The organism is Lysobacter sp. yr284 (genome assembly GCF_900107375.1).
GTDB lineage: Bacteria > Pseudomonadota > Gammaproteobacteria > Xanthomonadales > Xanthomonadaceae > Lysobacter.
This window is the reverse complement of the sequence record NZ_FNPT01000013.1, coordinates 46,817-72,016: the sequence shown is the minus strand read 5'-3', so window position 1 is coordinate 72,016 and position 25,200 is coordinate 46,817. Positions and strand designations below refer to the sequence as shown.

The following is a 25,200-nucleotide window of genomic DNA, read 5'->3' as shown; positions in this document are numbered from 1 at the left end:
CGCCTCCTTGCGTGTCGATGGTGCGGCTTACACGCCCGCCGCGCGGCGCCAGAAGAAATGCGCCAGCGGCGGCAGCTTGCCGGCCAGCCCCAACAGCGGCCCGCGCAGCAGGGTGGCGGCGAGGTCGTCGTTGGAGAACAGCCTGTTCAAGCCGTCGAAACCGTAGGCCGCCAGCGCGTTCTCGCTGCGCCGCTCGCGCGCCCAGCGCGCCAGCCGGTGCGGCGAGCCCGGATCGGCGCCGCGGCGACGCGCCTGCTGCAGGCTCGCGCGCAGCCCGGCGACGTCGCGCAAGCCCAGGTTGACGCCCTGCCCCGCGAGCGGATGAACCACGTGCGCGGCATCGCCGATCACCGCCACCCGCCCGGACACATAACGCTGCGCCAGTTGCCGGCGCAGCGGGAACGCGGCGCGCGCCGACACCTTGGTCAGCGCGCCCAGGCGGCCGGCGAAGGCGCGTTCGAGTTCGACCAGGAACGCGGCATCGTCCGCCGCCAGCAAGCGCTCGGCTTCGGCCTCGGGCAGCGTCCACACGATCGAGCTGCGCCGGTCGCGCGCGCCCTCGTCGCCCGCCACCGGCAGGAACGCGATCGGCCCGCCCGGCAGGAAACGCTGCCAGCAGGTCGCCTCGTGGCTGCGTTCGCTGTCGACGTAGGCGACCAGGCCGCGCTGGCCGTAGTCGTGCGCGGGCGCCTGGATCCCGGCCAGCCGGCGCAGCTTGGATTCGGCGCCGTCGGCGGCGACCACCAGCCGCGCGCGCAGGCGCCGGCCGCCGGCCAGGGCCAGGCCGACGCTGTCGCTGCCGTCGCGCTCCAGCGCCTCGACCTGCTCGGGGCAATGCAGTTGCACCCCGGCCTGCGGCAGCGCCGACCACAGCCGGTCGACCAGCAGGCCGTTCTCGACGATCCAGCCCAGTTCGCGGCGGCCGAACGCGTCGGCGTCGAAAGCGATCTCGCCGCCGCCGGCCGCATCCCACACCCGCATCGCGCGATACGGCTGCGCGCGCGCATCGCGCACCGCGCCCCACACGCCCAGGTCCTGCAGCAGCGCGGCGTTGTCGGGCGCGAACGCGTATACGCGCAGGTCCGGCCGCGGCGGCGACCACGGCGCGGGTTCGCGCGCTTCGACCAGGGCGACCTCGAAACCGTCGCGGGCGAACGCCAGCGCCGCGGCCGCGCCGACCACGCCGGCGCCGACCACCGCCACATCGAGAATCTCGCGCCGGCTCATGCGCGGCCTCCGCGTTCGCCGGCGAAACCCCCGGCGGCCGGCGCCGTCGCGGCGCGGTCGTTGCGGCACAGCGCCGGCACGTCGCCGCGGTAGCCCATCGCCCCGCCGACCAGGAACGACTGCGCGCTGGCCAGGCGGTCGAACGCGAACAGGCCCAGGCTGCGCAGCGGCCGCATCAGGTCGGTGTCGTTGGCGCTCAGCCGCGCCAGCCCGTCGGAGAAACCCACGGTGCGCTCGCGGTCCTCGCGCCGGCGCTCCAGGTAGCGCGCCAGCAGCGCCTCGCCGCCGCAATCGGCGTCGCCGCCGCGGCGCTGGTCTTCGATCAGTTCGGCCAGGGTCATCGCATCGCGCAGGCCCAGGTTGAAGCCCTGCGCGCCGATCGGGTGGATGGTCTGGGCGGCGTTGCCGACCAGCACCGCGCGCGCCGCGACGGTGCGCTGCGCCAGCACCCGCACCGCCGGATACAGGCTGCGCGCGCCGCAGCTGAGCAAGCGCCCGGCGCGCCAGCCGAACGCGTCCTGCACGCGCGCCAGGAAGCCGGCTTCGTCGAGCGCGGCGACCGCGTCGGCATCGACGCTGGCGACGCCGTGGATCAGGCCGTAGTGGCGGTCGCCGCGCGGCAGCAGCGCGGTCGGGCCGTCGCGGCCCAGGCGCTCGTAGGCGGTGCCGTCGGGGGTGCGCTCGCCGCGCAGGCGCGCGACGAACAGGGTCTGGCCGTAGTCGTGTTCCTCGGTGCCGATCCCCAGCGCCTCGCGCACGCCGCTGCGGGTGCCGTCGGCGGCGACCAGCAACCGCGCCCGCACGATCCGCTCGCCGGCGCCGTCGGCCACCCGCACCGCGCGCCAGCCGTCGCCGCCGTCGGCCAAGCCGACGAAGCGCACCGGGCGGTAGCGCAGCAGCCGCGGCAGTTCGGCCAGCCGCGCCTCCAGCGCTTCGCCGAAGTCGCGCGCCACCACCACCCGGCCGAATTCCTCGCGGCCGTAGCGCTGCGCGTCGAGCACGGTGCGGCCGAAATCGCCGCGGCGGCTGATGTGGATGCGCCGGATCGGCCCGGTCGGCGCGCGCAGCTTGGCCAGCACGCCGAGCGCGTCGAGGGCGTTGAGGGTGGCTTCGGCGAAGCTGAGGTTGCGTTCGTCGAACACCGCCGGCAACGCCCCGGGCGGGGCGGCCTCGACCAGGCCCACGTCGAGGCCGATACGGTCCAGGGCGATGGCGAGACTGGCGCCGACCAGGCCGCCGCCGACGATCAGGACATCGTGGCTGGCGTGAATGGCGGGGTCGGGCGCGCCGGCGGAAGAATGCGGCGTGGCGTCGGAAGTCATGGGGTTCATGATACGTCGGCGCTTGCGAAGCGTCTGTCGCGAAGGCGCGGCGGCGCGGCGGGCCGAGACAAAAGCACCGGGCCTGAAGGCCCTCCCACAAGAGCGATGGCGATGGCGAAGCCCGCGCCTTCGTGGGAGGGCCTTCAGCCCGGCGCTTCCGCCTCAACCTCCAGAATCAACCACTTAGCCCTGCCCCCTGCCCCAACCGGCGCATTCGCCCGCAAGCTTCTTTAGAATGGCCGCATCGACGCCGCCGCGTCCGGAGCCCGATCCATGAAGCCGAACACCCGCAACAGCCTGATCCTCGCCCTGCTGGCCGTGTTGATGGTCGCCACCCGCGTCAATCACTGGACGCCGATCCCCGACGCCTCGTGGGCGGTGTTCTTCATCGGCGGCTTCTACCTGCGCAACTGGACCCGCTGGGCGTTCCCGGCGCTGATGGCGCTGGCGGTGCTGATCGACTACGCGGTGATCAGCCGCATGGGCATCAGCTTCTGGGACCACTACTGCGTCTCGGCCGCGTACTGGTTCCTGGTCCCGGCGTACTTCGCGATGTGGGCCGGCGGCCTGTTCGTCGCGCGCAACTACAAGCGCAGCTGGAGCACCGTGGGCGTGGCCGCGGTCGCGCTGCTGGCCTCGGTCGCGCTGTGCCAGTTGCTGAGCCAGGGCAGCTTCTACTGGATCTCCGACTCGGTGCAGAACAAGAGCGTGGCCGGCTGGGCCGCCAACTACTTCGAGTGGCTGCTGCCGTACCTGCGCACCACCGCGACCTATGTCGGCATCGCCGCGGTGGTCCAGGCGATCGCCGCCTCGGCCAGCAAGACCGCGCTGCCGGCGCAGTCCGACGACGCGCGCAAGCGCTGATCCGCCGCGAGGACGGATCGACCCGATGGGCAACCGCCTTTCCAAGATCTACACCCGCACCGGCGACGACGGCTCCACCGGCCTGGGCGACGGCAGCCGCATCGGCAAGGACTCCGCGCGCGTCGGCGCCTACGGCACGGTCGACGAAGCCAACTCGACCCTCGGCCTGATCCTCGCCGCCGAATTGCCGGCCGACGTGCGCGAACAACTGGTGTCGATCCAGCACCAGATGTTCGACCTCGGCGCCGAGCTGTGCATCCCGGGCCACGCAGCGATCTTCGCCGCCGACATCGACCGGCTCGAGCAGTGGCTCGACGCGCACAACGAGCACCTGCCGCCGCTCAAGGAGTTCATCCTCCCGGCCGGCGGCGAGGCCGCCGCGCGCTGCCACATCGCCCGCACCGTGGTCCGCCGCGCCGAGCGCGAGACCGTGGCTTTGGCGCGGGTCGAGGACATCCGGCCCGAAGCCGTGCGCTATCTCAACCGCCTGTCCGACCTGCTGTTCGTGATCGCGCGCGTGCTCGCGCGCGCCAGCGGCCACGGCGAGGTCACCTGGAACCACGAGCGCCGCAAGGCCTGACCGCGTGCGCGTCTACACGCATCCGGCCTGCACCCGCCACGACCCCGGCCCGGGTCATGCCGAGCGGCCGCTGCGGCTGGTGGCGGTGACCGAATCCCTGCGCGAGGCCTTCGCCGAGCGCCTGCACTGGCACGAGGCGCCGGCCGCGAGCCGCGGCCAACTGCTGCGCGCGCACTCCGACGAACTGCTGGCGCTGGTGCTCGACACGCCGGTCGACGGCCCGGTGCAGCTCGACCCCGACACCGTGCTGGCGCCGGGCTCGGCCGAGGCCGCGCTGCGCGCCGCCGGCGCCGGCGTGGCCGCGGTCGACTGCGTGCTCAAGGGCGAGGACCGCCGCGTCTTCTGCGCGGTGCGTCCGCCCGGCCACCACGCCACCGTGCACGCGGCGATGGGCTTTTGCCTGTTCAACAACATCGCCGTCGCCGCCGCCCACGCCTGCGACAAGCACGGCCTGGCGCGGGTCGCGGTGATCGACTTCGACGTCCACCACGGCAACGGCACCCAGGCGATCTTCGACAGCGACCCGCGCGTGCTGTACGTCAGCTCGCACCAGCTGCCGCTGTATCCCGACACCGGCTACGCCCACGAGCGCGGCGTCGGCAACATCGTCAACGCGCCGTTGCCGGCGGGCACCGGCAGCGCGGGCTTCCGCCGGGTCTGGCGCGAGCGCCTGCTGCCGATCGTCGACGGCTTCCGTCCGCAACTGGTGCTGATCTCGGCCGGCTTCGACGCGCACAAACGCGACCCGCTGGCGCAGATCGAACTCGACGGCGAGGATTTCGCCTGGCTCACCGCCGAACTGGTGGCGATCGCCGAGCGCCATGCGGCCGGGCGGGTGGTGTCGATGCTCGAAGGCGGCTACGACCTGGCCGCCCTGCGCGAAAGCGCCGTCGCCCACGTCGGTGCGATGCTGGCCTGAGCGGACCGCCCCGGCGGGGGCGACGCGGGTCGCGGCCGCGATACTCGGCTTGCGGCGCGACCGGCCACCCTGCGGTCGCGGCTTGCGCCGCTCCTACAGGGGGACGTCGGCCGGCTCGATCAGGCTTCGGGCTTGGCCTGGAAGTCCAGGGACGCCGAATTGATGCAATAACGCAACCCGGTCGGGCGCGGCCCGTCCGGGAACACGTGCCCCAGGTGCGACTGGCAACGCGCACATTTGACTTCGATCCGGCGCATTCCGTGACTCTCGTCGGACTGTTCGCTGACCGCTTCGGGGCGGATCGGCTGGTAGTAGCTCGGCCAGCCGCTGCCGGAGTCGTACTTGGTGTCGGAGGCGAACAGCGGCTCGCCGCAGGCCACGCAGGTGTAGGTGCCGGCGTCCTTGTGGTTCCAGAAGCGGCCGGTGAACGCCCGCTCGGTGGCCGAGCAGCGGCAGATCGCGTACTGCTCCGGCGACAGCTGCTCGCGCCATTCAGCTTCGGTCTTCTCGACCGGGACGGCGGGATCGGGGACGGGGTGCTGGCTCATGCTCTCCTCCTGGGTGGACGGCGCCACGTTGCCGGCGCGATCGGCGGGGAATCCCGGCCGGTCCGGCGAAACTTGCAAGATGAACGCCGATGACTCCCAGATGGCGTTCGCGTTGCCCGCTTGCAAGGGATGGGGCAAGCTAACCGCCGTTTTTCCCCGTCTGCCGGATGCTCGCGTGCGCAAACCCCTCCGCCTGCTCCCGTTGTCGCTCTGCATCGCCATCGCCCTGCCCGCGTACGCGGCGGACGACAACGAGAACTGGGGACTGTGCCCGCTGATCGATGCGGTCCCGTCCTTCAACGACGCCCCCGCCCCGACCGGCACCGCCGACCAGCGCGCCAGCCAGCCGACCGCGATCGACGGCGGCACCCTGGAGCGCGCCGGCGACGAGCAGAACATCGTCGTCCAGGACAACGTCCGGCTCAGCCGCGGCGACCAGTTCCTCGGCACCGACAAGCTCAGCTACAACCAGGAAAGCGGCAAGTACACCGCCGAGGGCCACGTCCGCTACCAGGACTCGAGCATGCGCCTGGTCGCCGAGCACGCCGAGGGCGACCAGAACGCCGACAAGCACCAGATCGACGACGTCGAGTACCAGCTGACCTCGCGCCGCGGCAACGGCGGCGCCGAGCGGATCGAGCTCAACGGCGCCAAGGGTTCGCTGCTGAGCTCCACCTATTCCACCTGCGCGCCGAACCAGCGCGCCTGGGAACTGCGCGCCCACCGCATCGACATCGACACCGAGGAAGGCATGGGCGTGGCGCGCAACGCCACCCTGCGCATCGGCAAGGTGCCGGTGCTGTACGTGCCGTGGTTCATGTTCCCGGTCGACGACCGCCGCCGCACCGGCCTGCTGTATCCGAACATCGGCATGTCCGGCAAGAACGGCTTCGACTGGCGCCAGCCGATCTACCTCAACCTGGCGCCGAACTACGACGCGACCCTGTTCCCGCGCTACATGAGCCGGCGCGGCGAGAGCCTGGGCGTGGAGTTCCGCTGGCTGTACGAGAACGGCTCGGGCGAGACCTACGTCAACTGGATGCCCAAGGACGACCTCTCGCGCAAGGACCCGGACCGCTACACCTACTACATCCGCACCGGCGACCCGCTGCCGACCATCCCCAAGGACGACATGCCGCGCGACAACCGCGGCGAGTTCGCGTTCAAGGGCGTGCACCGCTTCGACGGCACCTGGTACGCCGGCGCCAACCTGGCCTGGGTCAGCGACAAGTACTACCTGCAGGACTTCAGCAACAGCCTGTACGGCCAGTCGACGATCTCGCTGCGCAGCGAAGTCGGCCTGTACGGCCGCGGCCGCTACTGGGACGCGAGCATCATCGCCGACCACAACCAGCTCGCCGACTTCACCCTGCGCGAGAACTCGCTGGCCTTCGACCGCCTGCCGCGCGCGACCTTCCATTGGGCGCAGCCGGTGCAGCCGTGGCTGGAGACCGGCGTGGACACCGAGGCGGTGCGCTTCCAGCACGCCGACCTCAAGTTCGTCGCCAACGATCCCACCCCGGGCATCCCGGAAAGCCGGCGCCAGAGCATTCCCGGCGGCAGCCGCTTCGACGTCAAGCCCTACATCAGCTTCCCGCTGGAGGGCGCGGCCTGGTTCATCCGGCCCAAGCTGGCCTGGCGCTACACCGCCTACGAGCTCGACGGCGAGATGGCCGCGCAGATCGCCGACGCCCGCGCCAACAGCTTCGTCGCCAACAACCCCGGCACGGTCAAGACGCCGGAGCTGGTGCGCAGCTTCTACGACAAGTCGCCGACCCGCAGCCTGCCGATCACCTCGATCGACGCCGGGCTGTACTTCGACCGCGAGACGGTGATCCGCGGCGACAACTACGTGCACACCCTGGAGCCGCGCGTGTTCTACCTGCGCGCGCCGTACCGCGACCAGGATTCGATCCCGCTGTTCGACACCAACCCGATGTCGTTCAGCTGGGGCGCGCTGTTCCGCGACAACCGCTACTCCGGCGCCGACCGCCAGACCGACGCCAACCAGCTGACCACCGCGCTGACCACGCGCCTGATCAACTCCGAGGACGGCCGCGAGCGGCTGGCCGCGAGCCTCGGCCAGATCCAGTACTTCGACGACATCCGCGTGGTCGCCGGCGCCGAAACCCCGATCAAGCAGGGCAAGTCGGCCTGGGTCGCCGACGTCAGCGTCTCGCCGACCGACCGCTGGACCATCAACGCCACCTACCAGTGGGACCCGCGCCTGCGCAGCGAGGACGTCGCGACCCTGCGCGCGCGCTACCTGTTCCGCAACACCGGCGTGGTCAACTTCGCCTACCGCTACCGCCGCAACCTCGCCGCGCCGCCCGGCTCGCCGAGCGACATCGCCGACCAGTACGAGCAGGCCGACGTGTCGTTCCTGTACCCGATCAACAACAACTGGAGCGTGGTCGGGCGCTACTACTACTCGATCAAGGACAGCCGCTCGCTCGAGCAGATCGCCGGCGTGCAGTGGGAAAGCTGCTGCCTGGCCGTGCGCGCCATCGCCCGTCGCTACCAGCGCAACCGCTCCGAAGAGCTGAACAGCTCGTTTCAGGTCGAGTTCGAACTCAAGGGCCTAGGCTCGGCGGGCCAGAACACGGAGCGGGTGTTGCGCCGTGCTATTCTCGGCTACAACCGCGACGACCTCTATTTGACGCCTCCGTCCCCCTCGGTCAGCCGCGAAAACCGCGGTCCGGGCGGCGACGAGGCCATCCTCGACCCGACCCTATGAACAATCGTTTTGCCCGCGCCCTGACCGCTGGCGTCCTGGCCACCGGCCTGCTGATCGGCGTCGCCCAGGCCCAGGAGCTGCAGCCGATCGACCGCATCGCCGCGGTCGTGGACGAGGACGTCATCCTCAAGACCGAGCTCGATCGCGCGGTCGCCAACATCCTCAGCCAGTACGCCGGCCGCAGCGAACAGCTGCCGCCGCGCGACGTGCTCGAACGCCAGGTGCTCGAGCGCCTGATCCTGCTCAAGCTGCAGGTCGCCCAGGCCCAGGGCACCGGCGTACGCGTGACCGACCAGGAAATCGAGCAGGCCATCGCCGGCATCGCCCAGTCCAACCGCATCAGCGTCGACCAGCTGCGCCAGCAATTGGCCCGCGACGGCAGTTCCTACGCCGACTTCCGCAACTCGATCCGCGACGAACTGCTGGTCCAGCGCTTGCGCCAGCGCTTCGCCCAGACCCGGGTCTCGGTCAGCGACGCCGAAATCGACGCCGCCCTGGCCGCGCAGGCCAGCACCGGCACCCAGTACCACCTGGCCCACATCCTGATCGCCCTGCCCGAAGGCGCCACCGCCGAGCAGATCGCCACCGCGCAGAAGAAGGTCGACGGCGTCAAGGCGCTGATCGACAAGGGCGAGATGGACTTCAACGCCGCCGCCGTGCGCTATTCCGACAGCCCCAACGCGCTGGAAGGCGGCGACCTGGGCTGGCGCAGCGTGGACGAGATCCCGGCCGCGTTCGCCGACATGATGAAGTCGATGAAGGCCGGCCAGGTCACCACGCCGCTGCGCGGCCCGAGCGGCTTCCAGCTGCTCAAGCTGGTCGAGGTGCGCGACGCCTCGCAGTCCGGCCCGCAGATGGTCACCCAATACCACGCCCGCCACATCCTGGTGCGCGTCGGCGACCAGGCCACCGAAGCCCAGGCCAAGGCGCGGGCCGAGACCCTGCGCGCGCGCATCGCCGGCGGGGCCAAGTTCGAGGACGTGGTCAAGGAAAGCAGCGAAGACCTCGGCACCCAGAGCAAGGGCGGCGACCTGGGCTGGTTCATGCGCGACGAATTCGGTCCCGAGTTCGGCGGCGCGGTCGCGGCCCTGGCCGACAACGAAGTCTCGCAGCCGATCCACACCACCGCCGGGTACCACATCGTCCAGCGCCTGGGCACCCGCGAGAGCGACGTGTCCAACCAGAGCAAGCGCGCCCAGGTCCAGGAGACCATCGGCCGGCGCAAGCTGGAAGAAGAATGGAACCGCTTCCTGCGCGAGAAGCGCAGCGAGGCCTACGTCGACTTCCGCATGGGCAAGGGCTCGGAAGGCAACCAACCGGGTACCGAGACCACGCTGCCGACCAAGGGCAGCTGACGTGACCCCGCCCCGGCTCGCGCTGGTGCCGGGCGAGCCGGCCGGCGTCGGGCCGGAGCTGAGCGTGCGGCTGCTGCAACAGCCGCGCGACTACGACCTGATCTGCTACGCCGACCCGCGCAGCCTGCGCGCCGCGGCCGACGCCCTCGCCTTGCCGCTGACCCTGCTGCCGCCGGACCGCCCCTCGCGGGCGCCGGGCGAAGTGGCCGTGGTCGAGATCCCCAATCCCGTGCCCCCGGCCTTCGGCACGCCCGAGCCGGGCAACGCCGCGGCCGTGATCCAGGCCCTGCGCGACGCCGCCCAGGCCTGCCTGGACGGACGCCTGGACGGCGTGATCACCGGCCCGGTGCACAAGGCGGTCATCAACGAAGGCGGCATCGCCTACACCGGCACCACCGAGCTGCTGGCACAGCAGGCCGGCTGCGAGGTGGTGATGATGCTGGCCAACGACATCGTCCGGGTCGGCCTGGCCACCACCCACCTGCCGCTGCGCGAGGTCGCCGACGCGATCGCGCCGCAGCCGCTGGCGCGCACCCTGCGCATCGTCCATGCCGCCCTGCGCGGCGACTTCGGCCTGGACCGCCCGCGCATCGCCGTGCTCGGCCTCAACCCGCACGCCGGCGAAGCCGGGCACCTGGGGCGCGAGGAGATCGAGGTGATCGAGCCGGTGCTGGCCGCGCTGCGCGGCGAAGGCCTGGACCTGGTCGGCCCGCTGCCGGCCGACACCGCGTTCCTGCCGGCCAAGCTGCGGGGCTTCGACGCCGTGGTCGCGATGTACCACGACCAGGGCCTGCCGGTGCTCAAGTACAGCGGCTTCGAGCGCGCGGTGAACCTGACCCTCGGCCTGCCCTACCCGCGCGTCGCCGTCGACCACGGCACCGCGCTCGACCTGGCCGGGCGCGGCCTGGCCGACCCGTCCAGCCTGATCGCCGCGGCGCAGACCTGCGCGCGCATCGCCCACGTCCGCACGACCCGCAGCGACCGCAACCCGCCCGGAGGCTCGCCATGACCGGCACCGCCAAGACCCACGCCAAGGGCTTCAAGCCCGAGGCCAAGAAGCATCTGGGCCAGCACTTCCTGCACGACGCCAACATCATCGCGATGATTGTGCACGCGGTGGACCCGCAGCCCCACGACCGTCTGGTCGAGATCGGCCCCGGCCAGGGCGCGATCACCTTCCCGCTGCTGGACCGCCACGGCGAGTTGACCGTGATCGAGTTCGACCGCGACCTGATCTTCCCGCTGACCGAAACCGCGCGCGCGCACGGCACGCTGGAAGTGATTCATCGCGACGTGCTCACGGTCGATTTCAGTGCCCTGGCGCACAACGGCGGGCCGATCCGGCTGGTCGGCAACCTGCCCTACAACCTGTCCTCGCCGATCCTGTTCCATGCTCTGGAGCACGCCGCGGCGATCCGCGACATGCATTTCATGCTGCAGAAGGAAGTCGTCGACCGCATGGCCGCCGGCCCCGGCAGCAAGGTCTACGGCCGCCTGAGCGTGATGCTGCAGGCGTATTGCCAGGTGATCGCGCTGTTCGACGTGCCGCCGGGCGCGTTCCGGCCGCCGCCGAAGGTCGATTCGGCGGTGGTGCGGATGATCCCGCTGGCGCCCGACCGAATCGGCATCGACGACCGCGCGCTGTTCGCGCGGCTGGTCCGCGACGCCTTCGGCCAGCGCCGCAAGACCTTGCGCAACGCGCTCTCGCTGGTCTGCGACGGCGCCTCGATCGAAGCCGCCGGCGTGCGTCCCGACGCGCGCGCCGAACAACTGGAAGTGGCGCAGTTCGTGCGCCTGGCCAATTGGCTGCGCGCCCACGACAAGGTCCTCCCCGATCCCTCCGCGACCTGAGGGCGACGCCCTCGCCCGCGCCGCCGCGGCGCCTGCCCGCACGGCGCCGCCGCAGCCGCGTTTTTCGCCCGCCCGCGGCGTCGCGCATCGCCGCGACGACTCATTCCCGCTTCATCCCCGCTTTGCTTAAACTGCCGCCATGAACCGCCCCACCGAATACGTCTTCGACATCGACGTGGCGACCCGCTACCTGGACGACCAATCCGCTCCGGAGCAGGATCGCTACGTGTTCGCCTACACCATCCACATCCGCAACGCCGGTACCGTGCCCGCGCGCCTGGTCTCGCGCCATTGGGTGATCACCGACGCGAACGGCAAGGTGCAGGAAGTGCGCGGCGACGGCGTGGTCGGCGAGCAGCCGTGGCTGCGTCCGGGCGACGATTACGAATACACCTCCGGCGCGGTGCTGGAGACGAGTCTGGGAACGATGGAAGGCACGTACGCGATGGTCGCCGACGACGGCACCTGCTTCGACGCGCCGGTGCCGACGTTCACCCTGACCATCCCGCGTACCCTGCACTGAGCGCGGACGGCACATGAGCGTTTGGGCAATCGGCGACCTGCAGGGCTGTTACGACGCCACCCAGCGACTGCTGGAGCGGCTGAAGTTCGATCCGGCGCAGGACAAACTCTGGTTCTGCGGCGACCTGGTCAACCGCGGCGGACAATCCCTGGAAACCCTGCGGCTGGTGCACTCGTTGCGCGAGCACAGCACCGTGGTGCTCGGCAACCACGACCTGTCGCTGCTGGCGATCGGCCAGCGCACCGAGGAAGAGAAGCGCAAGGTCAATCCCGACCTGCAGCGCATCGTCCTGGCGCCCGACGGCGAATCGCTGCTGGACTGGCTGCGCATGCAGAAGCTGGTGCATGCCGACCGCAGCCTCGGCTGGATGATGGTGCACGCCGGCATGGCGCCGAAGTGGACCACCTCGATGGCCGAGCGCCATGCGCGCGAGGTCGAGGAACGGCTGCACGGCGACCAGTACCGGCGCCTGCTCAAGAACATGTACGGCGACCGCCCGGCCTGGAATCCCAAGCTGGCCGGCATCGACCGCCACCGCGCGATCATCAACATCTTCACCCGCCTGCGCTATTGCACCCCGCGCGGCCGCATCGCGTTCGAGGACAAGGGCGCGCCGGGCACCCAGCCGGTCGGCCTGTACCCCTGGTACGAAGTGCCGGGCCGGGCCGAGCGCGACCTCAAGATCGTGTGCGGGCACTGGTCCACGCTGGGCTTGTTCATCGGCCACGGCGTGCACGCCATCGACACCGGTGCGGTCTGGGGCGGCAAGCTCACCGCGCTGCAGTTGGACACCGACGAGCTGCGGCTGGTGCAGGTGCCCGGCCGCGACGTGCCGGCGAATCCGCCGCGGCCGCGGCCGCCGCGCCAGCCGGGCTGACGGGGAACGCGCATGCGCCAGGGACGGTCGCGATCGCAGCAGCCTCCGCAGCAGCCGCGGGCCACGCGGCCCAGTCGCGCGATCGCGCCTGAGCCGGCGCGCGCGGCATCGCTCGCGGCCGCGACGCGGCCGTCCGCAGCGCCGGCGCGCGCGTCCACGCGCGACTGGTCCGCGCCGTTGCGGCTTCTCGCCCCGTTGCTGCTGCTCGCCGCGCTCGCCGCTGGCTGCTCGCAACCCGCCGCACCGCCGGCCGGACGCACGGCCGCCGAGGCTGCGCCGCCGGCTTCCGCCGAACCGGCGACGCCGTCGCCGCCGTTGGTCGCCGCCGCGCGCGCCCAGGTCGGCGTGGTGCGCCTGTACGACCCGGCCTACGTGCGACTGGCTTACCCCGGCGGCGACGTCGCGCCCGACCGCGGCGTCTGCACCGACGTGGTGATCCGCGCCCTGCGCGTGCAGGGCCTGGACCTGCAACAGCGCGTGCACGAGGACATGCGCGCGGACTTCGCCGCCTACCCGTCGCTGTGGCGGGCGAGCGCGACCGACCGCAGCATCGACCACCGCCGCGTGCCCAACCTGCGCCGCTGGTTCGAACGCCAGGGCTGGTCGCTGCCGGTCAGCGCCGACGCCGCCGACTACCGCGCCGGCGACGTGGTGACCTGGGACCTCGGCCGCGGCCAGACCCACATCGGCATCGTCTCCGACCGCCGTTCCCGGGACCGCCGCCGGCCGCTGGTCCTGCACAACATCGCGCGCGGGACGCAGGAGGAAGACGTGCTGTTCGCCTACACCGTCACCGGCCGTTATCGCCCGCAGCTGCCGCCGGCGGTCGCGAACAGATGACCTCGCCCGAGACGCCCACGCCGCAGACGCCGGCGCCGGTCAAGGGCGGGCCCAATCGTCGCCTCGCCGCGCAGATCGATGCGCGCGAGTACACCCGGCACAGGCCCGGCCCGATCCTGCTGATGGGCGCGGCGGTCATCGTGGCGCTGGTGTTGACCGACATCGTGCGCACCAACCTCAGCCACTCGCAGACCGAGGCCGAGGCTGCCGTAGAAGCTGCCGCGCAACGCGCCGCGGCCGCAGCAGCAGCCGCCGCCGGACCCGCCGCGACCGCGACCGGCCCGAACGCCACCGACCGCATCGTCGAGCGCGCCTTCGATACGACGCTGGCCGAACTGCGCGAGCAAAGCGCCGCCAGCAACGAGGCGCGCGAACGCACGGCGGGCTTCCGTTCGCAGTTGCAACGAACCATCGCTGCGTCCCGACTCGAACTCGCGATCGAGCAGTTCGAATGCGGCCCGCACCTGTGCATCGGCTCGCTGCTCGGCGACGCCGCGGCCTATGCCCGCTTCGGCGACGCGATCAGGCAGGCGCAGCCGCCGATCTCCGCGTTCGCCGACTGGTCCGCCGCAGCGGACGCCGACGCCACCCGCCATCGCTTCCTGCTGCCGTTGAACGCAGGCGCCGATGCGGATGACGCGCCTGCGCCGGCCCGCGGCGAAACCGATCCCCGCCCCTGAGCGGCGCCGCCTGCGCGTGGGTCAGTCCATACCCAGGCGAGCGTAATCCACGTACTCGAAATCGAATTCGTTGCGCTCGTCGGCGCGATGGCGCTCGCGCGCGGTTTCGCGCCACTCGGCCGGGTCGAAGCGCGGGAAGAACGCGTCGGCGCCTTCGACTTCGGTATCGACCCGGGTCAGATACAGCCGCGTCGCCGACGGCAGGCACAGCGCATAAATCTCGCCGCCGCCGATCACGCACAGCTCGGCGGCGCCGTCGGCCGCGGCGAGTTCCAGCGCCCGTTCGGTCGAACCGACCGCCTCCATGCCGGCGAACGGCACCTCGCCGGAACGGGTCAGCACCAGATTGCGCCGGCCCGGCAATGCGCGGCCGAGCGATTGCGCGGTCTTGCGCCCCATCAGCAGCGGCTTGCCCAGGGTCAGCGCCTTGAAGCGCTTGAGGTCGTCGGACAGGCGCCAGGGCAGCGCGTTGTCGCGGCCGATGGCGTGGTGGCGGTCGAGCGCGGCGATCAGGCTGAGCTGAGGGGTCATGCGGAACTCCTTGCGTTGCGGCGGCGCGCGCAGGCGCGCGGTGTGCGCCGCCGGGCCGGCCGGCGGACGCTCATTCGAACCAATCCGCCAGGCGTCCGCTGCGCACGAATTCGCCGGTCGTGCCGGCGTCGAAATCGCCGTACTCGACGTCGTCGAGCTTCCAGCGGCCGTCCTCGCGCAGCATCAGCGCGCGGCCGCGCCAGCGCACCGGCGGCTCGGAACGGTCGTAGACGAATTCGAGTTCGACGCGTTCGCGGCCCGGCCCCAGCGCGGTGCGCGCGCCGACCCGGTAGCCGGTCGCGCCCTCGCCCAGGCCGGTGAACATGTCGCCTTCCAGGTAAGGCGGCTTCAGCCCGGGCTGTTCGGCGATCATCCGGTCGCGCTCGCGCGCGGCCGGCGCCATCCGCGCCAACAGGTGCCGGGACAGGTAGGGCCGGTAGCGCGCGAGGTCCTCGCCGACCGGCAGGCCGCTGGCGTGCAGCTGCATGTGCAGGTCGTAGAACCCGCGCACCGCGTCGGTCGCGCTGCCGTCGGGCAGAGAGCCGACGGCTTCGGGCTCGGCGCGCACGCCCGGTTCGGGCACGGGGGGCAGCGTCATGGGCGGTTCCGGCGGCCGCGGCGAAACGGTGGCGGCCGCGGGCGCCTGGCGTTCGTCCTTGGCCGCCGGCGCCGCCGGGCGCGCGCACGCGGCCAGGCCCAGCGACAACAGCAGCCACGCCGCCAGCGGCAGGCCGACGCGCGCCATCGGCCCGCTCAGACCGCGACCGGCGCCTTGATCGCCGGCGCCGGGTCGTAGCCTTCGATGGCGATGTCGTCGTAGCCGAACGCGAACAGGTCGGTCACCGCCGGAGCGAGCTTCAGCCTCGGCAGCGGCCGCGGCTCGCGCGCGAGCTGTTCGCGCGCCTGCTCGAAGTGGTTCGAGTACAGATGCGCATCGCCGAGCGTGTGCACGAAATCGCCGACGCCCAGCCCGCACACCTGCGCGATCATGTGGGTCAGCAACGCATAGCTGGCGATGTTGAACGGCACGCCGAGGAAGATGTCGCCGCTGCGCTGGTACAGCTGGCAGCTGAGCTTGCCGTCGACCACGTAGAACTGGAACAGCGCGTGGCACGGCATCAGCGCCATCTGCGGCAGGTCGGCGACGTTCCAGGCGCTGACGATCAGCCGGCGCGAGTCGGGATTGCGCTTGATCTCCTCGACCACCCAGCGGATCTGGTCGATCTCGCCGCCGTTGCCGTCGGCCCAGCGCCGCCACTGCTTGCCGTAGACCGGGCCGAGTTCGCCGTCGGCGTCGGCCCACTCGTCCCAGATGCCGACCTTGTTCTGTTTCAGGTAGGCGATGTTGGTCTCGCCGCGCAGGAACCACAGCAGCTCGTGCACGATCGAGCGCAGGTGCAGCTTCTTGGTGGTGACCAGCGGGAAGCCCTGGTTCAAGTCGAAGCGCATCTGCCAGCCGAACACGCTGCGCGTGCCGGTGCCGGTGCGGTCGGACTTCTCCGCGCCGTGTTCGAGTACGTGCCGCAGCAGGTCGAGGTATTGGCGCACGGCTCAGCCCTTGGCCGGCTCGGCGGCCGCCGGCAGTTGCGGTTGCAGGGTCGGCGAACGGGTCGACAGCCACAGCCAGAACAGGCCGAGCACGATCAGCGGCACGCTCAGCACCTGGCCCATGGTCAGCCAGCCGAAGGCCAGATAGCCGTGGTCGCCGAGCTGCTGGTCGGGCATGCGCACGAATTCGACCAGGAAGCGGAAGCCGCCGTACAGCAGCGCGAACAGGCCCGAGACCGCATAGCGCGGGCGCGGCTTGCGCGAGAACCACCACAGCAGCGCGAACATGGCCAGCCCTTCCAGCGCCGCCTGGTACAGCTGCGAGGGATGGCGCGCGTAGCGCTCCAGCGCGCCGGCGGCGAACTGGGTCTGCAGTTGCTGCGCGCTCCAGTTGGCGAACTCCGGCGCGCGCGGGAACACCACGCCCCAGCCGCCGTCGGTGAACTTGCCCCACAACTCGCCGCCGATGTAGTTGCCGAGCCGGCCGAAGCCCAGCCCCGGCGGCACCAGCGGGGCGATGAAGTCGGCGGTGTCGAAGAAATGGGTGCGGTGGCTGCGCGACCACCACCACATCGCCGCGACCACGCCGAGCAGGCCGCCGTGGAAGCTCATGCCGCCTTCCCAGATGCGCAGCAACATCAGCGGGTCGCGCATCAGGTCGGCGAAGCCGTAGAACAGCACGTAGCCGATGCGGCCGCCCAGGACCACGCCGAGCATGGCGTAGAACAGCAGGTCGCCGTAGGCCTGCTCGCCGACCCCGGGCAAGCGCCCGGCGCGGATCCGTTGCCGCCCCAGCCACCAGGCGGTGACGAAGCCCAGCAGGTACATGATCCCGTACCAGTGGACTTGCAGCGGGCCGAGGGAGATCGCGATCGGATCGATCTGGTGCAGGATGATCATGCGGCGGGACGGGCTCGGAAAGACGCTCGACGGAGCGGGAGACCGACCTATTGTGCCCCAGCGCGCCCGCGCGCAGGGTGCGGGCTGCGGCCGCTGGCGCGCAGGCCGCGTCGCGTTCGGGCGGCGTTCGGGCAACGCCTGCTAAAGGCCGTCCGGGTTCGCGCCGACCGGCGCCGGGCGCGGACGGCGCCGCGCTACAGCAGCACCGGCGCGTCCGGCAATTCGTTGCCGGCGCCGTTGCTCGCGCCGCTGCGCGGGAAGGCCTGGGCCATGATCTCGTTCAACGCGGCGATGCCGCCGAGCACCGCCGCCTCGGCCTCGCCGGCCGCCAGCGCGCGCTGGATGCCGTCGCACACCGCCTGCCAGCGCTCGTCGCCGATCCGGCGCGCGTAGCCGCGGTCGGCGACGATCTCGATGCGGTGGTCGGCCAGCAGCAGGTACAGCAGCACGCCGTTGTTGCCGGCGGTGTCCCACACCTCGAGTTGGGCGAACGCGGCGCGCGCGGCCTGGCGCGCGTCGCGCCCGGCCAGCAGGTCGCGCCAGCCCAGCCGCGATTCCACCGCGAAGCGCAGCTGGCCGGCATGGTGCGCCTCGCCGACCGCGATCGCCTCGGCGATGCGACGCAGGCTGGCTTCGGGGAAACGCCAGCGCGCCGACGGTGCGAACAGGTGCCGCAGCGCGCGCATCACCAGCTCCCCGAGGCGCCGCCGCCTCCGCTGGAACCGCCGCCGCCGGACCAGCCGCCACCGCCACCGCCTCCGCCGCCACCACCGCCGCCGCTATACCCGCCCCAACCGCCGCTGCCGACGTAGTGCCCGCCGCCGCGCCCGAACAGGGAGAACACGAACCCGGCCGCCACCGCCAGCGCGACCAGCCCCCACGACATCGACAGCAGCCACGCGATCGCACCGGCGCCGGCGCCGCCGATCAGCCCGCGCAGCAGCGCCGGCACGCCGCCGAACACGCCGCGGATCAGCGCCGAGCCGATCATCGCCAGCACCAGCGCCATCACCCAATTGCCGCCGGCGGCGCCGTCGCCCACGCCGCCCTGCCCGCCCGCGCCCATCGGCTCGGGCAGCGGTTCGCCGTCGATCAGCCGCGCCAGCATCGCGGTGGCGTCGATCAGGCCGCCGGCGTAGTCGCCGTTGCGGAACTTGGGCCCGAGGTATTCCTGGATGATGCGGCCGGACTGGGCGTCGGTGATCGCGCCCTCCAGGCCGTAGCCGACTTCGATGCGCACGCGCCGGTCGTCCTTGGCCACCACCACCAGCACGCCGTCGTCGACGCCCTTGCGGCCGAGCTTGAACTGCTCGAACGCGCGCACGGCGTATTGCTCGATCTCCTCCGGCCGCGTGGTCGCCACCATCAGCACCTGCAACTGGCTGCCCTTGCGCTGCTGCAGCGCGCGCGCCTGCGCGTCCAACTGCGCGCGCGCGGTGGCGTCGAGGGTGCCGGTGGTGTCGACCACCGGCGAATCCAGCGCCGGGATCGGCGCGAGCTGCTGCGCGAACGCGGTCGCGGCCAGCAGCCACAGGCCCAGCGCCAGCAGCGCGCGGCGCAGGCCCGGCGCGGCCATCGCGCCCAGGTTCACCATGATCCGCTCGCTCCGCCGCCGCCGCTGCGCCCGCCGCCGCCGGACCAGCCGGTGTCGCCGGTGTCCGAACCGCCCGAATCCGAACGGCTCGACGCCGCGGCGCCGGAACGCTCCCGGCGCTCGCCGTCGCCGCGTCCGCGCGCGGCACGCGCGTCGCGCTTGCGCGAACGCCCGCTCCAGATCTCGCCGCTGAGCAGGAACACCAGCACCCAGGCGAAGTAAGCGAACAGGCCGACGCCGAGCCATCCGCCGCCACTGAGGCCGGACAGGTCGCCGTCGGTCATGCGCAGCAGCAAGCGCCAGGTCAGCCAGGCGAGCGCGGCCAATATGCCGGCGCGCAACGCGAAGCCGAGCCGGCCGCGCTCCTGCCAGGCGATCATCGGCGGCGCCACCGCGCCGACCAGCAACGGCGTGGCGAACAGCACCGCCACCGCGCCCAGGCCGATGTCGGCGGGCGCGGGCACGCCGCGCCGCACCAGCGCCGCGCCGATCGCCGCGACCGCCAGCCCCACCGCCGCCGCGCCGGCCACGCTGCGCAACCAGCGCCAGCGCGGCAAGGCCAAACCGAGCGCGCCGCCGGCCGCGCCGCACAGCAGCGCCAGCCCCAGCCAGACCGGCCCGCTCCACACCCAGGCCGCCACCGCCGGCGGCAGCAACGCCGCCGGCGCGGCCGCGGCCAGCGGCCAGCCGCGCCGCTGCGCGCACCAGCCCAGCACCAGCGCGAACGCGCCGCCCAGCGCGCAGATCCGCGCGATCGGGCTCCACGCCGGCGCCCGCGCGGACGCATACGCGTCCGCGGCCGGCGCCGGCAACGGCTCTTGTTCGATCAACGCCACCAGCGCCGCGCTGGCCGCGTCCACGCCCGCGTCGTACTCGCCGCGCGCCAGTTGCGGCAGCAGGTAGGCCGACAGCACGTCCTGCGCGGCCGCGTCGGGAATGCGCCCTTCCAATCCGTAGCCGACCTGGATGCGCGCGCGGCGGTCGTCGCGCGCGACCACCAGCAGCACGCCGTCGTCGACCCCGCGGCGGCCGAGCGCCCAGGCGTCGAACACGCGCTGGGCATAGGCATCGATGGATTCCGGCGCGGTGCTGGCGACGATCAGCACCTGCACCTGCGCGCCCTTGCGTTCGCGCAACTCGCGCGCGCGCGCTTCCAGGCGTGCGCGGGTCTGGGGCCGCAGCGCGCCGGCTTGATCCTGCACCGGCGAATCCAAGGCCGGCGCATCCAGCACCGGAACCGTATTCGCCGGAGCCGTACTCGCCGACGCGGGCGCGCGCGCCTGTGCCGATAGCGCCAAGGCCCATGCGAACAGGCACAGCAAGGCGACGGCCATCGCGCCACACCGCTGCGGCCGCGCGCGTAGCGATGCGCCGACGGCCGCCATCACCAACGCCCCGAGGCGCCGCCGCCGTCGCTGCTGCCGCCGCCGCCCGAGTAACTGCTGGAATCGCTCGAACTGGACGAACTCGACGAAGACCGCCTGCGCCGGCGCTCGTCCTCGTCGCGATCGTCCCAGGGCCGTCCGCGCCTGCGTCCGCCGTCGCCGCCGGCGAACGCGCTGACCCAGGCGAAGGCCGACACGATGTAGGTCAGCAGCGCCATCGGCATCCACCGCTGCCACTCGGGCAGGTCCGGCGCGAGCTTCGGCACGGTGAAGAAATAGGCGGCCACCGCGACCACGGCGATCAGCGCCCAGCGGCCGAAGAACGCCGCCGGCCCTGTGCGCCACGCCGCGCGCATGCCGAACAGCGGGATCAGCAGGAACGGCGAGACCATGACGCCGGCGAACACCAGCAGCGGCCACGGCAGGCGATCGGGCTCGGGCTCGGGCAGCGGCGTGCCGTCGACCAAGTCGATCAGCGCATCGCTGGCGCGCTCCAGGCCGCCGGCATAATCCTCGTCGCGGAACGCCGGCGCGAGGATCTCGTCGATCACCCGCTGCGCGGTGTCGTCCGCGATCGTCGCTTCCAGCCCACGTCCGAGGTGGATGCGCATGCGCCGGTCGCGCTTGGCCACCACCACCAATACGCCGTCGTCGATGCCGGCGCGGCCGGGCTGCCATCGCGCGAACACCCGGCCGGCGTAGGCGGCGATGTCTTCGCCATCGGTGCTGTCGAGCATCAGCAGCATCAACTGCGCGCCCTTGCGCCGCTGCAGGTCCAGCGAGCGCTCGCTCAAGCGCGCCACCGCGTCCGCATCGAGCGTGCCGGTGAGGTCGACGACCGGGCCGGTCAGTTCCGGCACCGGCACCTGCGCGTCGGCCGCGACGGTCTCCACGCCCTCGGCCGGCCGCACCGCCGTGGTCGGCGCCGGCTCGCGCGCGGCCAGCGGCGCCGCGCACAGCCACAGCGCCATCAGCACTGCCGCCCACGGCCGCGAGGTTCGGCGCGGAGCCATGTTCATCGCCGGACGGTCAATGCTGCGGCGCGGGCTGCTGCGGCGCCGGCGCCGGCGGTTGCGCGGCCGGCGGCGCCGAGCCGAAGTCCACCGTCGGCGCCTGCTGGATCTGCGCCTCGTTCTCGACCGTGAAGTTCGGCTTGGTGGCGTAGCCGAACATCTTCGCGGTGAGGTTGGTCGGGAACTGGCGGATGTAGGTGTTGTAGTCCTGCACCGAGGCGATGTAGCGCTGGCGCTCCACGGTGATGCGGTTCTCGGTGCCTTCCAGCTGGGTCTGCAGGCTCAGGAAGCTCTGGTCGGCCTTGAGCTGCGGGTAGTTCTCGCTGACCACCAGCAGCCGGCCGATGGCGCCGCGCAGTTCGCCCTGGGCCTGCTCGAACTGCTGCAGCGAATTGGGATCGTTGGCGTTGACGTTGATGCTGCCGACCTTGGCGCGCGCTTCGGTGACCTGGGTCAGCACCTGCTGCTCGTGGCTGGCATAGCCCTTGACCGTGGCGACCAGGTTCGGCACCAGGTCGGCGCGGCGCTTGTAGACGTTGAGCACCTGCGACCAGGCCGCCTTCACCGACTCGTCCTTCTGCTGGATGGTGTTGTAGCCGCAGCCGCTCAGCAGCACGGCCAGGGCGAGCACGATCAGGGGACGGAACATGGCGGCGGCACTCCGGCGGGATGACGGCCGCATTGCAGCACCGGGCGCGGGGCGGCGCAATGGACGGCGCGTGATGAAGGCCGCGGCCGCGGTGAGGAACTTCTGTGGAAGGAACTGCTTTTGTGGGAGGGACTTCATCCCGATGCGTTTGTGCCAGAGGCCGGCGGCCTGACAGCGAAGCATCGGGACTCAAGCCCCTCCCGCAACAGCCCCGGCCTCGCACCAACGAAAAGGCCGGCGATCGCTCGCCGGCCTTCGCGGTCGCGCGCAGGCTCGCGCTTACTCGGCGGTGAGCCGCTGCGCCGCGCGCTTCTTCGCCCACAGGTTCAGGCATTCCACCAGCGCCGAGAACCCCATCGCCGCGTAGATGTAGCCCTTCGGGATGTGGATGCCCAGGCCGTCGAGGATCAGGAACGCGCCGACCAAGACGATGAAGGCCAGCGCCAGCATCTTGATGGTCGGGTTGGAGTCGATGAACTGGCCCAGCGGACGCGCCGCCAGCAGCATCACGCCGACCGCCAGCAGGATCGCGGCGACCATCACCGGGGTGTGGCTGGCCATGCCGACCGCGGCGATCACCGAGTCCAGCGAGAACACGATGTCGATCACCGCGATCTGGGCGATGACCATCATGAACGACGCCGCCGGCTTGGTGTGGACGTCGTCGGAGTCTTCCTCGCCGACGATCAGGTCCTTGATCTCCATCGAGCCCTTCACCAGCAAGAACGCGCCGCCCAGGATCAGCACCAGGTCGCGGATCGAGATGCCGATGCCGGCGACGGCGAACAGGTCGCTGGTCAGGCCGGCCAGCCAGGCCAGGGTCAGCAGCAGGGCGATGCGGGTGATGCAGGCCACGGCGATGCCGAACTTGCGCGCTTTCTCGCGCTGGTCGAACGGCAGCTTGCTGACCGCGATCGAGATGAAGACGAGGTTGTCGATACCCAGCACGATCTCGATCGCGCTCAGGGTGAACAAGGTGATCCAGACTTGCGGATCGCTCAGCATTTCAATCACGTGCGGCCTACCTCTAAGAGTGTTGGGTGTAGCGCCCGCGGCGAGGCCGCAGGCACGGGCGCGCCGCGGCGGGCGGCCCGGGACGGACGGCGCGGGGGCGCCGTCCTTGCGATGGGCGATGCGCTCCCTGCCGGGGCGATCAGCCCATCAAGTGGTGCCACAGGCGCGGGCCGAGGATCGAGGCCCACACCAGCAGCACGTTCATCAGCAGCACGAACACCGCGGCCGAGCCCATGTCCTTGGCGCGGCCGGCGAGTTCGTGGAACTCCGGGCCGTAGCGTTCGATCACCGCCTCAACCGCGGAATTGAGCAGTTCCACGCTCAGCACCAGCAGGATCGAGCCGATCAGCAGCGAGCGCTCGACCCCGGTCTCGCCGAACCACCAGCCCACCGGCGCCAGCACCAGGAACAGGTAGACCTCCAGCCGGAACGAGGACTCGTGCAGCCAGGCCGCGCGCAGGCCCTGGAACGACCAGGTCGCGGCCTTGAGGATGCGGCCGGGACCCCGCGGCAGGTGCCCGTATTCGTCAGCCATGCCGGCGCACCTCGGCGGAACGTACCTCGACGGAAGCAGAGGCCGCGCGGGGGCGCGCGGTCGGGAACGACGGGGTGGTCGGCATGGGCGGGCGTTCTCGGTGCTAAGGCCGGGGCCGGCCCGGCGACGGCGGCCGGCGGCCGCCACAAGGCCGCGATTTTGCCACAAGGCCAGGGCCGTCGCCCCGAGGACGGGGGTGCGGGCGGCCGACGGCGGCGCGCCGGGCGGGGGCCGGGGCGGCCCGGAGCCGGCCGGGACGGTCCTGCGGCTGGACCTGTCGACCGCGCGCAGCGGTTCAGCCAGCTAACCGCGCCGCGGCCGCAGCTCCCTGCAGGCGTGGTGCGAGCCGCGACCGCGAAGCCTCGCTTGCGCCGTCAGCCGGAGGTCGGGGTCGCGGCTCGCGCCGCGCCTACAGGGACTCCGGCCACCGGCGGCGTGGCTGGGGCGATATCGCGCTGCCAATAGCCGCGCAGTTGCGCCTGCTGGCGCGGGCTCAGGCCCGCCGCGCAGGCGTCGAGCCAGCCGGCCGCGGCCGCCGCATCGCCGCCGGCCTGGGCTTCGCGCGCCGCCTCCAGCAGCGCGCGCCGGCGCACGTCGAGGTTGCCGAACGGGTCGAACCAGGAATCCACCCGGGTCGCGTCCTTGACCCCGGTCCAGGCGAACCGCGCATCGCCGGCCTCGGCGGCGATGGCGCGGTAGCGGGCGACCGCCTCGGCGCGGCCGATCCGCCCCTGCAGCCGTTCCAGCCGCACCCGCAGCAGCCGCGTCTGCGGCGTGGCGCCGGCCGCCTCCAGCGCCGCCAGGGCGCGGCCGACGAAGGCGTAGTCGACCGCGCCGCTGGCCGCCTGCACGCCGAGCAGGTTGAAGCCGGCGATCGCCGCCTGGTACTCGGGCCGGTCGTGCGCGGCGGCCTCGGCCTCGCTTGGCCGGCCGAGGCTGGACGGCTGGACCACGCGGATGCCGGCCGCGTCGGCGAGGATCGCCTCGATGTCGCGCTTGTGGAACTCGCCGACCACCACGACCACCCGCCCGCCCGGATGCGCGCGCGCCGCCGCGGCGATGCGCTGGGCCTGCAGGTAGGTGCGGTACAGATACAGCCGGCGCGGCAGGTCGTTGCCGGCCTTGGCCGCGGGCGTCGCCGCCCAGTGCGTCACTCTCTCCAGCTTGGCCGGATCGTCGGCGTGGAACAGGTCGCGCTGCAGGCTCGCCCCGGCGAAGCTCAGCAAACCGAACAGGCCCTTGAGCGGACGCAGCTCCGGCGGCGCGTCCAGCGCCAGGCCGAACCCAAGCCGCTGGTCTTCCACCGGCGGCTCCCAGTCGATCGGACACAGCTCGATGCCGTGGCGGCGCGCGAACGGCACCGCCAGGTCCTGGACCTCGTAGGTGAACTCGTAGAAATCGCCGCGGGCGAAGGCCTCGGGCGTGCGCTCGATGCAGATCGCATCGGGCTTGGCGCGGTCGAGGAAGGCGTCGAGCAAGGCCGGGCGGTCGCGCGGCGACACCAGTTGCGCGGCGTGGTCGACGCCGAGCACGACGACCGTGGTCGGCGACGGCGGCCGCGCTTGCGGCGCGGGCGCCGCCGCGGCCAACGCGGCGAATCCATACAACAGCGTTCCCAGCCACCCCGTCTTCATCGCGCGTTCCCGAGCTGCCGACCGAGCGCGCACCATGTCACGCCGCGCCGGCGCGCACCCGTGTCGATTGTCGT

Annotated in this window: 26 protein-coding genes; 11 read left to right on the top strand and 15 right to left on the bottom strand. The window is 72.2% G+C overall.

The features are described 5' to 3' along the window. Positions 1–27: 27 nt before the first annotated feature. Complete coding sequence (locus BLV01_RS17635) at positions 28–1,227, bottom strand: FAD-dependent oxidoreductase (protein ID WP_091802706.1); 1,200 nt, start codon at positions 1,225–1,227, stop codon at positions 28–30. Next, positions 1,224–2,498 carry a 2-octaprenyl-6-methoxyphenyl hydroxylase gene (gene ubiH, locus BLV01_RS17630; protein WP_175486076.1) on the bottom strand — a complete coding sequence of 425 codons (1,275 nt, stop codon included), beginning with the start codon at positions 2,496–2,498 and terminating at the stop codon, positions 1,224–1,226. The genes BLV01_RS17635 and ubiH overlap by 4 nt, the downstream gene beginning before the upstream one ends. A 324-nt stretch (positions 2,499–2,822) precedes the next feature. Here ubiH and BLV01_RS17625 point away from each other — a divergent pair, with 324 nt between their 5' ends. Genes BLV01_RS17625 through BLV01_RS17615 form a run of 3 tightly spaced genes read left to right on the top strand, consistent with a single transcriptional unit; the run spans position 2,823 to position 4,912 of the window. Next, entirely contained in the window at positions 2,823–3,413 is a 591-nt protein-coding gene (locus tag BLV01_RS17625) for a hypothetical protein (RefSeq protein ID WP_091802699.1), read from the top strand. A 25-nt stretch (positions 3,414–3,438) separates the two neighbouring features. Continuing rightward, positions 3,439–3,993, top strand: a complete 555-nt coding sequence (locus BLV01_RS17620; protein WP_091802696.1) for a cob(I)yrinic acid a,c-diamide adenosyltransferase — start codon at positions 3,439–3,441, stop codon at positions 3,991–3,993. Positions 3,994–3,997: 4 nt separating this feature from the next. After that, positions 3,998–4,912 (top strand): histone deacetylase family protein, encoded by a 915-nt coding sequence (locus tag BLV01_RS17615; RefSeq protein WP_091802693.1) that lies wholly within the window; start codon positions 3,998–4,000, stop codon positions 4,910–4,912. Positions 4,913–5,031: 119 nt separating this feature from the next. Here BLV01_RS17615 and msrB read toward each other — a convergent pair whose 3' ends face one another. Continuing rightward, positions 5,032–5,460 (bottom strand): peptide-methionine (R)-S-oxide reductase MsrB, encoded by a 429-nt coding sequence (msrB, locus tag BLV01_RS17610; protein ID WP_091802830.1) that lies wholly within the window; start codon positions 5,458–5,460, stop codon positions 5,032–5,034. A 175-nt stretch (positions 5,461–5,635) separates the two neighbouring features. Between msrB and lptD the strand changes: the two genes are divergently transcribed. From lptD to BLV01_RS17570, 8 genes are all read left to right on the top strand, one after another. After that, the gene (gene lptD / locus BLV01_RS17605) at positions 5,636–8,197 is read left to right on the top strand and encodes an LPS assembly protein LptD (protein WP_091802690.1); all 2,562 of its coding nucleotides are present in this window, start codon (positions 5,636–5,638) and stop codon (positions 8,195–8,197) included. Beyond that, entirely contained in the window at positions 8,194–9,552 is a 1,359-nt protein-coding gene (locus BLV01_RS17600; protein ID WP_091802687.1) for a peptidylprolyl isomerase, read from the top strand. Before lptD ends, BLV01_RS17600 begins: the two co-directional genes overlap by 4 nt. Before the next feature lies 1 nt (position 9,553). Then, positions 9,554–10,561 carry a 4-hydroxythreonine-4-phosphate dehydrogenase PdxA gene (gene pdxA / locus BLV01_RS17595; RefSeq protein WP_091802685.1) on the top strand — a complete coding sequence of 336 codons (1,008 nt, stop codon included), beginning with the start codon at positions 9,554–9,556 and terminating at the stop codon, positions 10,559–10,561. Further along, positions 10,558–11,403, top strand: a complete 846-nt coding sequence (gene rsmA, locus BLV01_RS17590; RefSeq protein WP_091802682.1) for a 16S rRNA (adenine(1518)-N(6)/adenine(1519)-N(6))-dimethyltransferase RsmA — start codon at positions 10,558–10,560, stop codon at positions 11,401–11,403. Before pdxA ends, rsmA begins: the two co-directional genes overlap by 4 nt. A gap of 139 nt (positions 11,404–11,542) precedes the next feature. Beyond that, on the top strand, positions 11,543–11,926 hold the full coding sequence (apaG, locus tag BLV01_RS17585; RefSeq protein WP_091802679.1) for a Co2+/Mg2+ efflux protein ApaG: 384 nt from the start codon (positions 11,543–11,545) through the stop codon (positions 11,924–11,926). A gap of 13 nt (positions 11,927–11,939) precedes the next feature. Continuing rightward, on the top strand, positions 11,940–12,803 hold the full coding sequence (locus tag BLV01_RS17580) for a symmetrical bis(5'-nucleosyl)-tetraphosphatase (RefSeq protein ID WP_091802676.1): 864 nt from the start codon (positions 11,940–11,942) through the stop codon (positions 12,801–12,803). Positions 12,804–12,980: 177 nt separating this feature from the next. Next, entirely contained in the window at positions 12,981–13,643 is a 663-nt protein-coding gene (locus BLV01_RS17575; RefSeq protein ID WP_254782678.1) for a DUF1287 domain-containing protein, read from the top strand. Beyond that, positions 13,640–14,323, top strand: a complete 684-nt coding sequence (locus BLV01_RS17570; RefSeq protein WP_091802670.1) for a hypothetical protein — start codon at positions 13,640–13,642, stop codon at positions 14,321–14,323. The genes BLV01_RS17575 and BLV01_RS17570 overlap by 4 nt, the downstream gene beginning before the upstream one ends. 21 nt (positions 14,324–14,344) lie before the next feature. Here BLV01_RS17570 and BLV01_RS17565 read toward each other — a convergent pair whose 3' ends face one another. The 12 genes from BLV01_RS17565 to BLV01_RS17510 all read right to left on the bottom strand — a co-directional run bounded on the left by BLV01_RS17565 (position 14,345) and on the right by BLV01_RS17510 (position 25,126). Next, positions 14,345–14,854 carry a dihydrofolate reductase gene (locus BLV01_RS17565; protein ID WP_091802667.1) on the bottom strand — a complete coding sequence of 170 codons (510 nt, stop codon included), beginning with the start codon at positions 14,852–14,854 and terminating at the stop codon, positions 14,345–14,347. Between the two features lie 70 nt (positions 14,855–14,924). Beyond that, positions 14,925–15,452, bottom strand: a complete 528-nt coding sequence (locus BLV01_RS17560) for a YqhG/Tai3 family protein (protein WP_139178823.1) — start codon at positions 15,450–15,452, stop codon at positions 14,925–14,927. 155 nt (positions 15,453–15,607) lie between these two features. After that, complete coding sequence (locus BLV01_RS17555; protein ID WP_091802661.1) at positions 15,608–16,402, bottom strand: thymidylate synthase; 795 nt, start codon at positions 16,400–16,402, stop codon at positions 15,608–15,610. 3 nt (positions 16,403–16,405) lie between these two features. Beyond that, positions 16,406–17,302: a prolipoprotein diacylglyceryl transferase gene (lgt, locus tag BLV01_RS17550; protein ID WP_091802657.1), complete on the bottom strand. Its 897-nt coding sequence runs from the start codon at positions 17,300–17,302 to the stop codon at positions 16,406–16,408. Positions 17,303–17,496: 194 nt separating this feature from the next. Continuing rightward, positions 17,497–17,988 (bottom strand): TPM domain-containing protein, encoded by a 492-nt coding sequence (locus BLV01_RS17545; protein ID WP_091802653.1) that lies wholly within the window; start codon positions 17,986–17,988, stop codon positions 17,497–17,499. Then, on the bottom strand, positions 17,988–18,896 hold the full coding sequence (locus tag BLV01_RS17540) for a TPM domain-containing protein (RefSeq protein ID WP_254782677.1): 909 nt from the start codon (positions 18,894–18,896) through the stop codon (positions 17,988–17,990). Before BLV01_RS17540 ends, BLV01_RS17545 begins: the two co-directional genes overlap by 1 nt. Continuing rightward, a complete protein-coding gene (locus BLV01_RS17535; RefSeq protein WP_175486063.1) occupies positions 18,890–20,098 on the bottom strand; it encodes a TPM domain-containing protein in 1,209 nt (402 codons plus the stop codon). Before BLV01_RS17535 ends, BLV01_RS17540 begins: the two co-directional genes overlap by 7 nt. 182 nt (positions 20,099–20,280) lie before the next feature. Further along, positions 20,281–21,294 (bottom strand): TPM domain-containing protein, encoded by a 1,014-nt coding sequence (locus BLV01_RS26370; protein ID WP_175486061.1) that lies wholly within the window; start codon positions 21,292–21,294, stop codon positions 20,281–20,283. Positions 21,295–21,310: 16 nt separating this feature from the next. Further along, positions 21,311–21,943 (bottom strand): LemA family protein, encoded by a 633-nt coding sequence (locus BLV01_RS17525; protein ID WP_091802644.1) that lies wholly within the window; start codon positions 21,941–21,943, stop codon positions 21,311–21,313. 279 nt (positions 21,944–22,222) lie between these two features. After that, on the bottom strand, positions 22,223–22,948 hold the full coding sequence (locus BLV01_RS17520) for a TerC family protein (protein ID WP_091802641.1): 726 nt from the start codon (positions 22,946–22,948) through the stop codon (positions 22,223–22,225). Positions 22,949–23,096: 148 nt separating this feature from the next. Further along, positions 23,097–23,492, bottom strand: a complete 396-nt coding sequence (locus BLV01_RS17515; RefSeq protein ID WP_091802638.1) for a diacylglycerol kinase — start codon at positions 23,490–23,492, stop codon at positions 23,097–23,099. Between the two features lie 374 nt (positions 23,493–23,866). Further along, positions 23,867–25,126 (bottom strand): hypothetical protein, encoded by a 1,260-nt coding sequence (locus BLV01_RS17510; protein ID WP_175486059.1) that lies wholly within the window; start codon positions 25,124–25,126, stop codon positions 23,867–23,869. Positions 25,127–25,200 lie beyond the last annotated feature (74 nt).

Coding starts and splice junctions, on each gene's coding strand:
- lgt (WP_091802657.1), bottom strand. CDS start 17,302: ATGATCATCCTGCACCAGATCGATCCGATCGCGATCTCCCTCGGCCCG.
- BLV01_RS17600 (WP_091802687.1), top strand. CDS start 8,194: ATGAACAATCGTTTTGCCCGCGCCCTGACCGCTGGCGTCCTGGCCACC.
- BLV01_RS26370 (WP_175486061.1), bottom strand. CDS start 21,294: ATGGCTCCGCGCCGAACCTCGCGGCCGTGGGCGGCAGTGCTGATGGCG.
- BLV01_RS17580 (WP_091802676.1), top strand. CDS start 11,940: ATGAGCGTTTGGGCAATCGGCGACCTGCAGGGCTGTTACGACGCCACC.
- BLV01_RS17560 (WP_139178823.1), bottom strand. CDS start 15,452: ATGACGCTGCCCCCCGTGCCCGAACCGGGCGTGCGCGCCGAGCCCGAA.
- BLV01_RS17565 (WP_091802667.1), bottom strand. CDS start 14,854: ATGACCCCTCAGCTCAGCCTGATCGCCGCGCTCGACCGCCACCACGCC.
- BLV01_RS17620 (WP_091802696.1), top strand. CDS start 3,439: ATGGGCAACCGCCTTTCCAAGATCTACACCCGCACCGGCGACGACGGC.
- BLV01_RS17625 (WP_091802699.1), top strand. CDS start 2,823: ATGAAGCCGAACACCCGCAACAGCCTGATCCTCGCCCTGCTGGCCGTG.
- BLV01_RS17520 (WP_091802641.1), bottom strand. CDS start 22,948: ATGCTGAGCGATCCGCAAGTCTGGATCACCTTGTTCACCCTGAGCGCG.
- BLV01_RS17570 (WP_091802670.1), top strand. CDS start 13,640: ATGACCTCGCCCGAGACGCCCACGCCGCAGACGCCGGCGCCGGTCAAG.
- apaG (WP_091802679.1), top strand. CDS start 11,543: ATGAACCGCCCCACCGAATACGTCTTCGACATCGACGTGGCGACCCGC.
- BLV01_RS17525 (WP_091802644.1), bottom strand. CDS start 21,943: ATGTTCCGTCCCCTGATCGTGCTCGCCCTGGCCGTGCTGCTGAGCGGC.
- rsmA (WP_091802682.1), top strand. CDS start 10,558: ATGACCGGCACCGCCAAGACCCACGCCAAGGGCTTCAAGCCCGAGGCC.
- BLV01_RS17540 (WP_254782677.1), bottom strand. CDS start 18,896: ATGGTGAACCTGGGCGCGATGGCCGCGCCGGGCCTGCGCCGCGCGCTG.
- BLV01_RS17515 (WP_091802638.1), bottom strand. CDS start 23,492: ATGGCTGACGAATACGGGCACCTGCCGCGGGGTCCCGGCCGCATCCTC.
- BLV01_RS17545 (WP_091802653.1), bottom strand. CDS start 17,988: ATGCGCGCGCTGCGGCACCTGTTCGCACCGTCGGCGCGCTGGCGTTTC.
- msrB (WP_091802830.1), bottom strand. CDS start 5,460: ATGAGCCAGCACCCCGTCCCCGATCCCGCCGTCCCGGTCGAGAAGACC.
- BLV01_RS17635 (WP_091802706.1), bottom strand. CDS start 1,227: ATGAGCCGGCGCGAGATTCTCGATGTGGCGGTGGTCGGCGCCGGCGTG.
- BLV01_RS17510 (WP_175486059.1), bottom strand. CDS start 25,126: ATGAAGACGGGGTGGCTGGGAACGCTGTTGTATGGATTCGCCGCGTTG.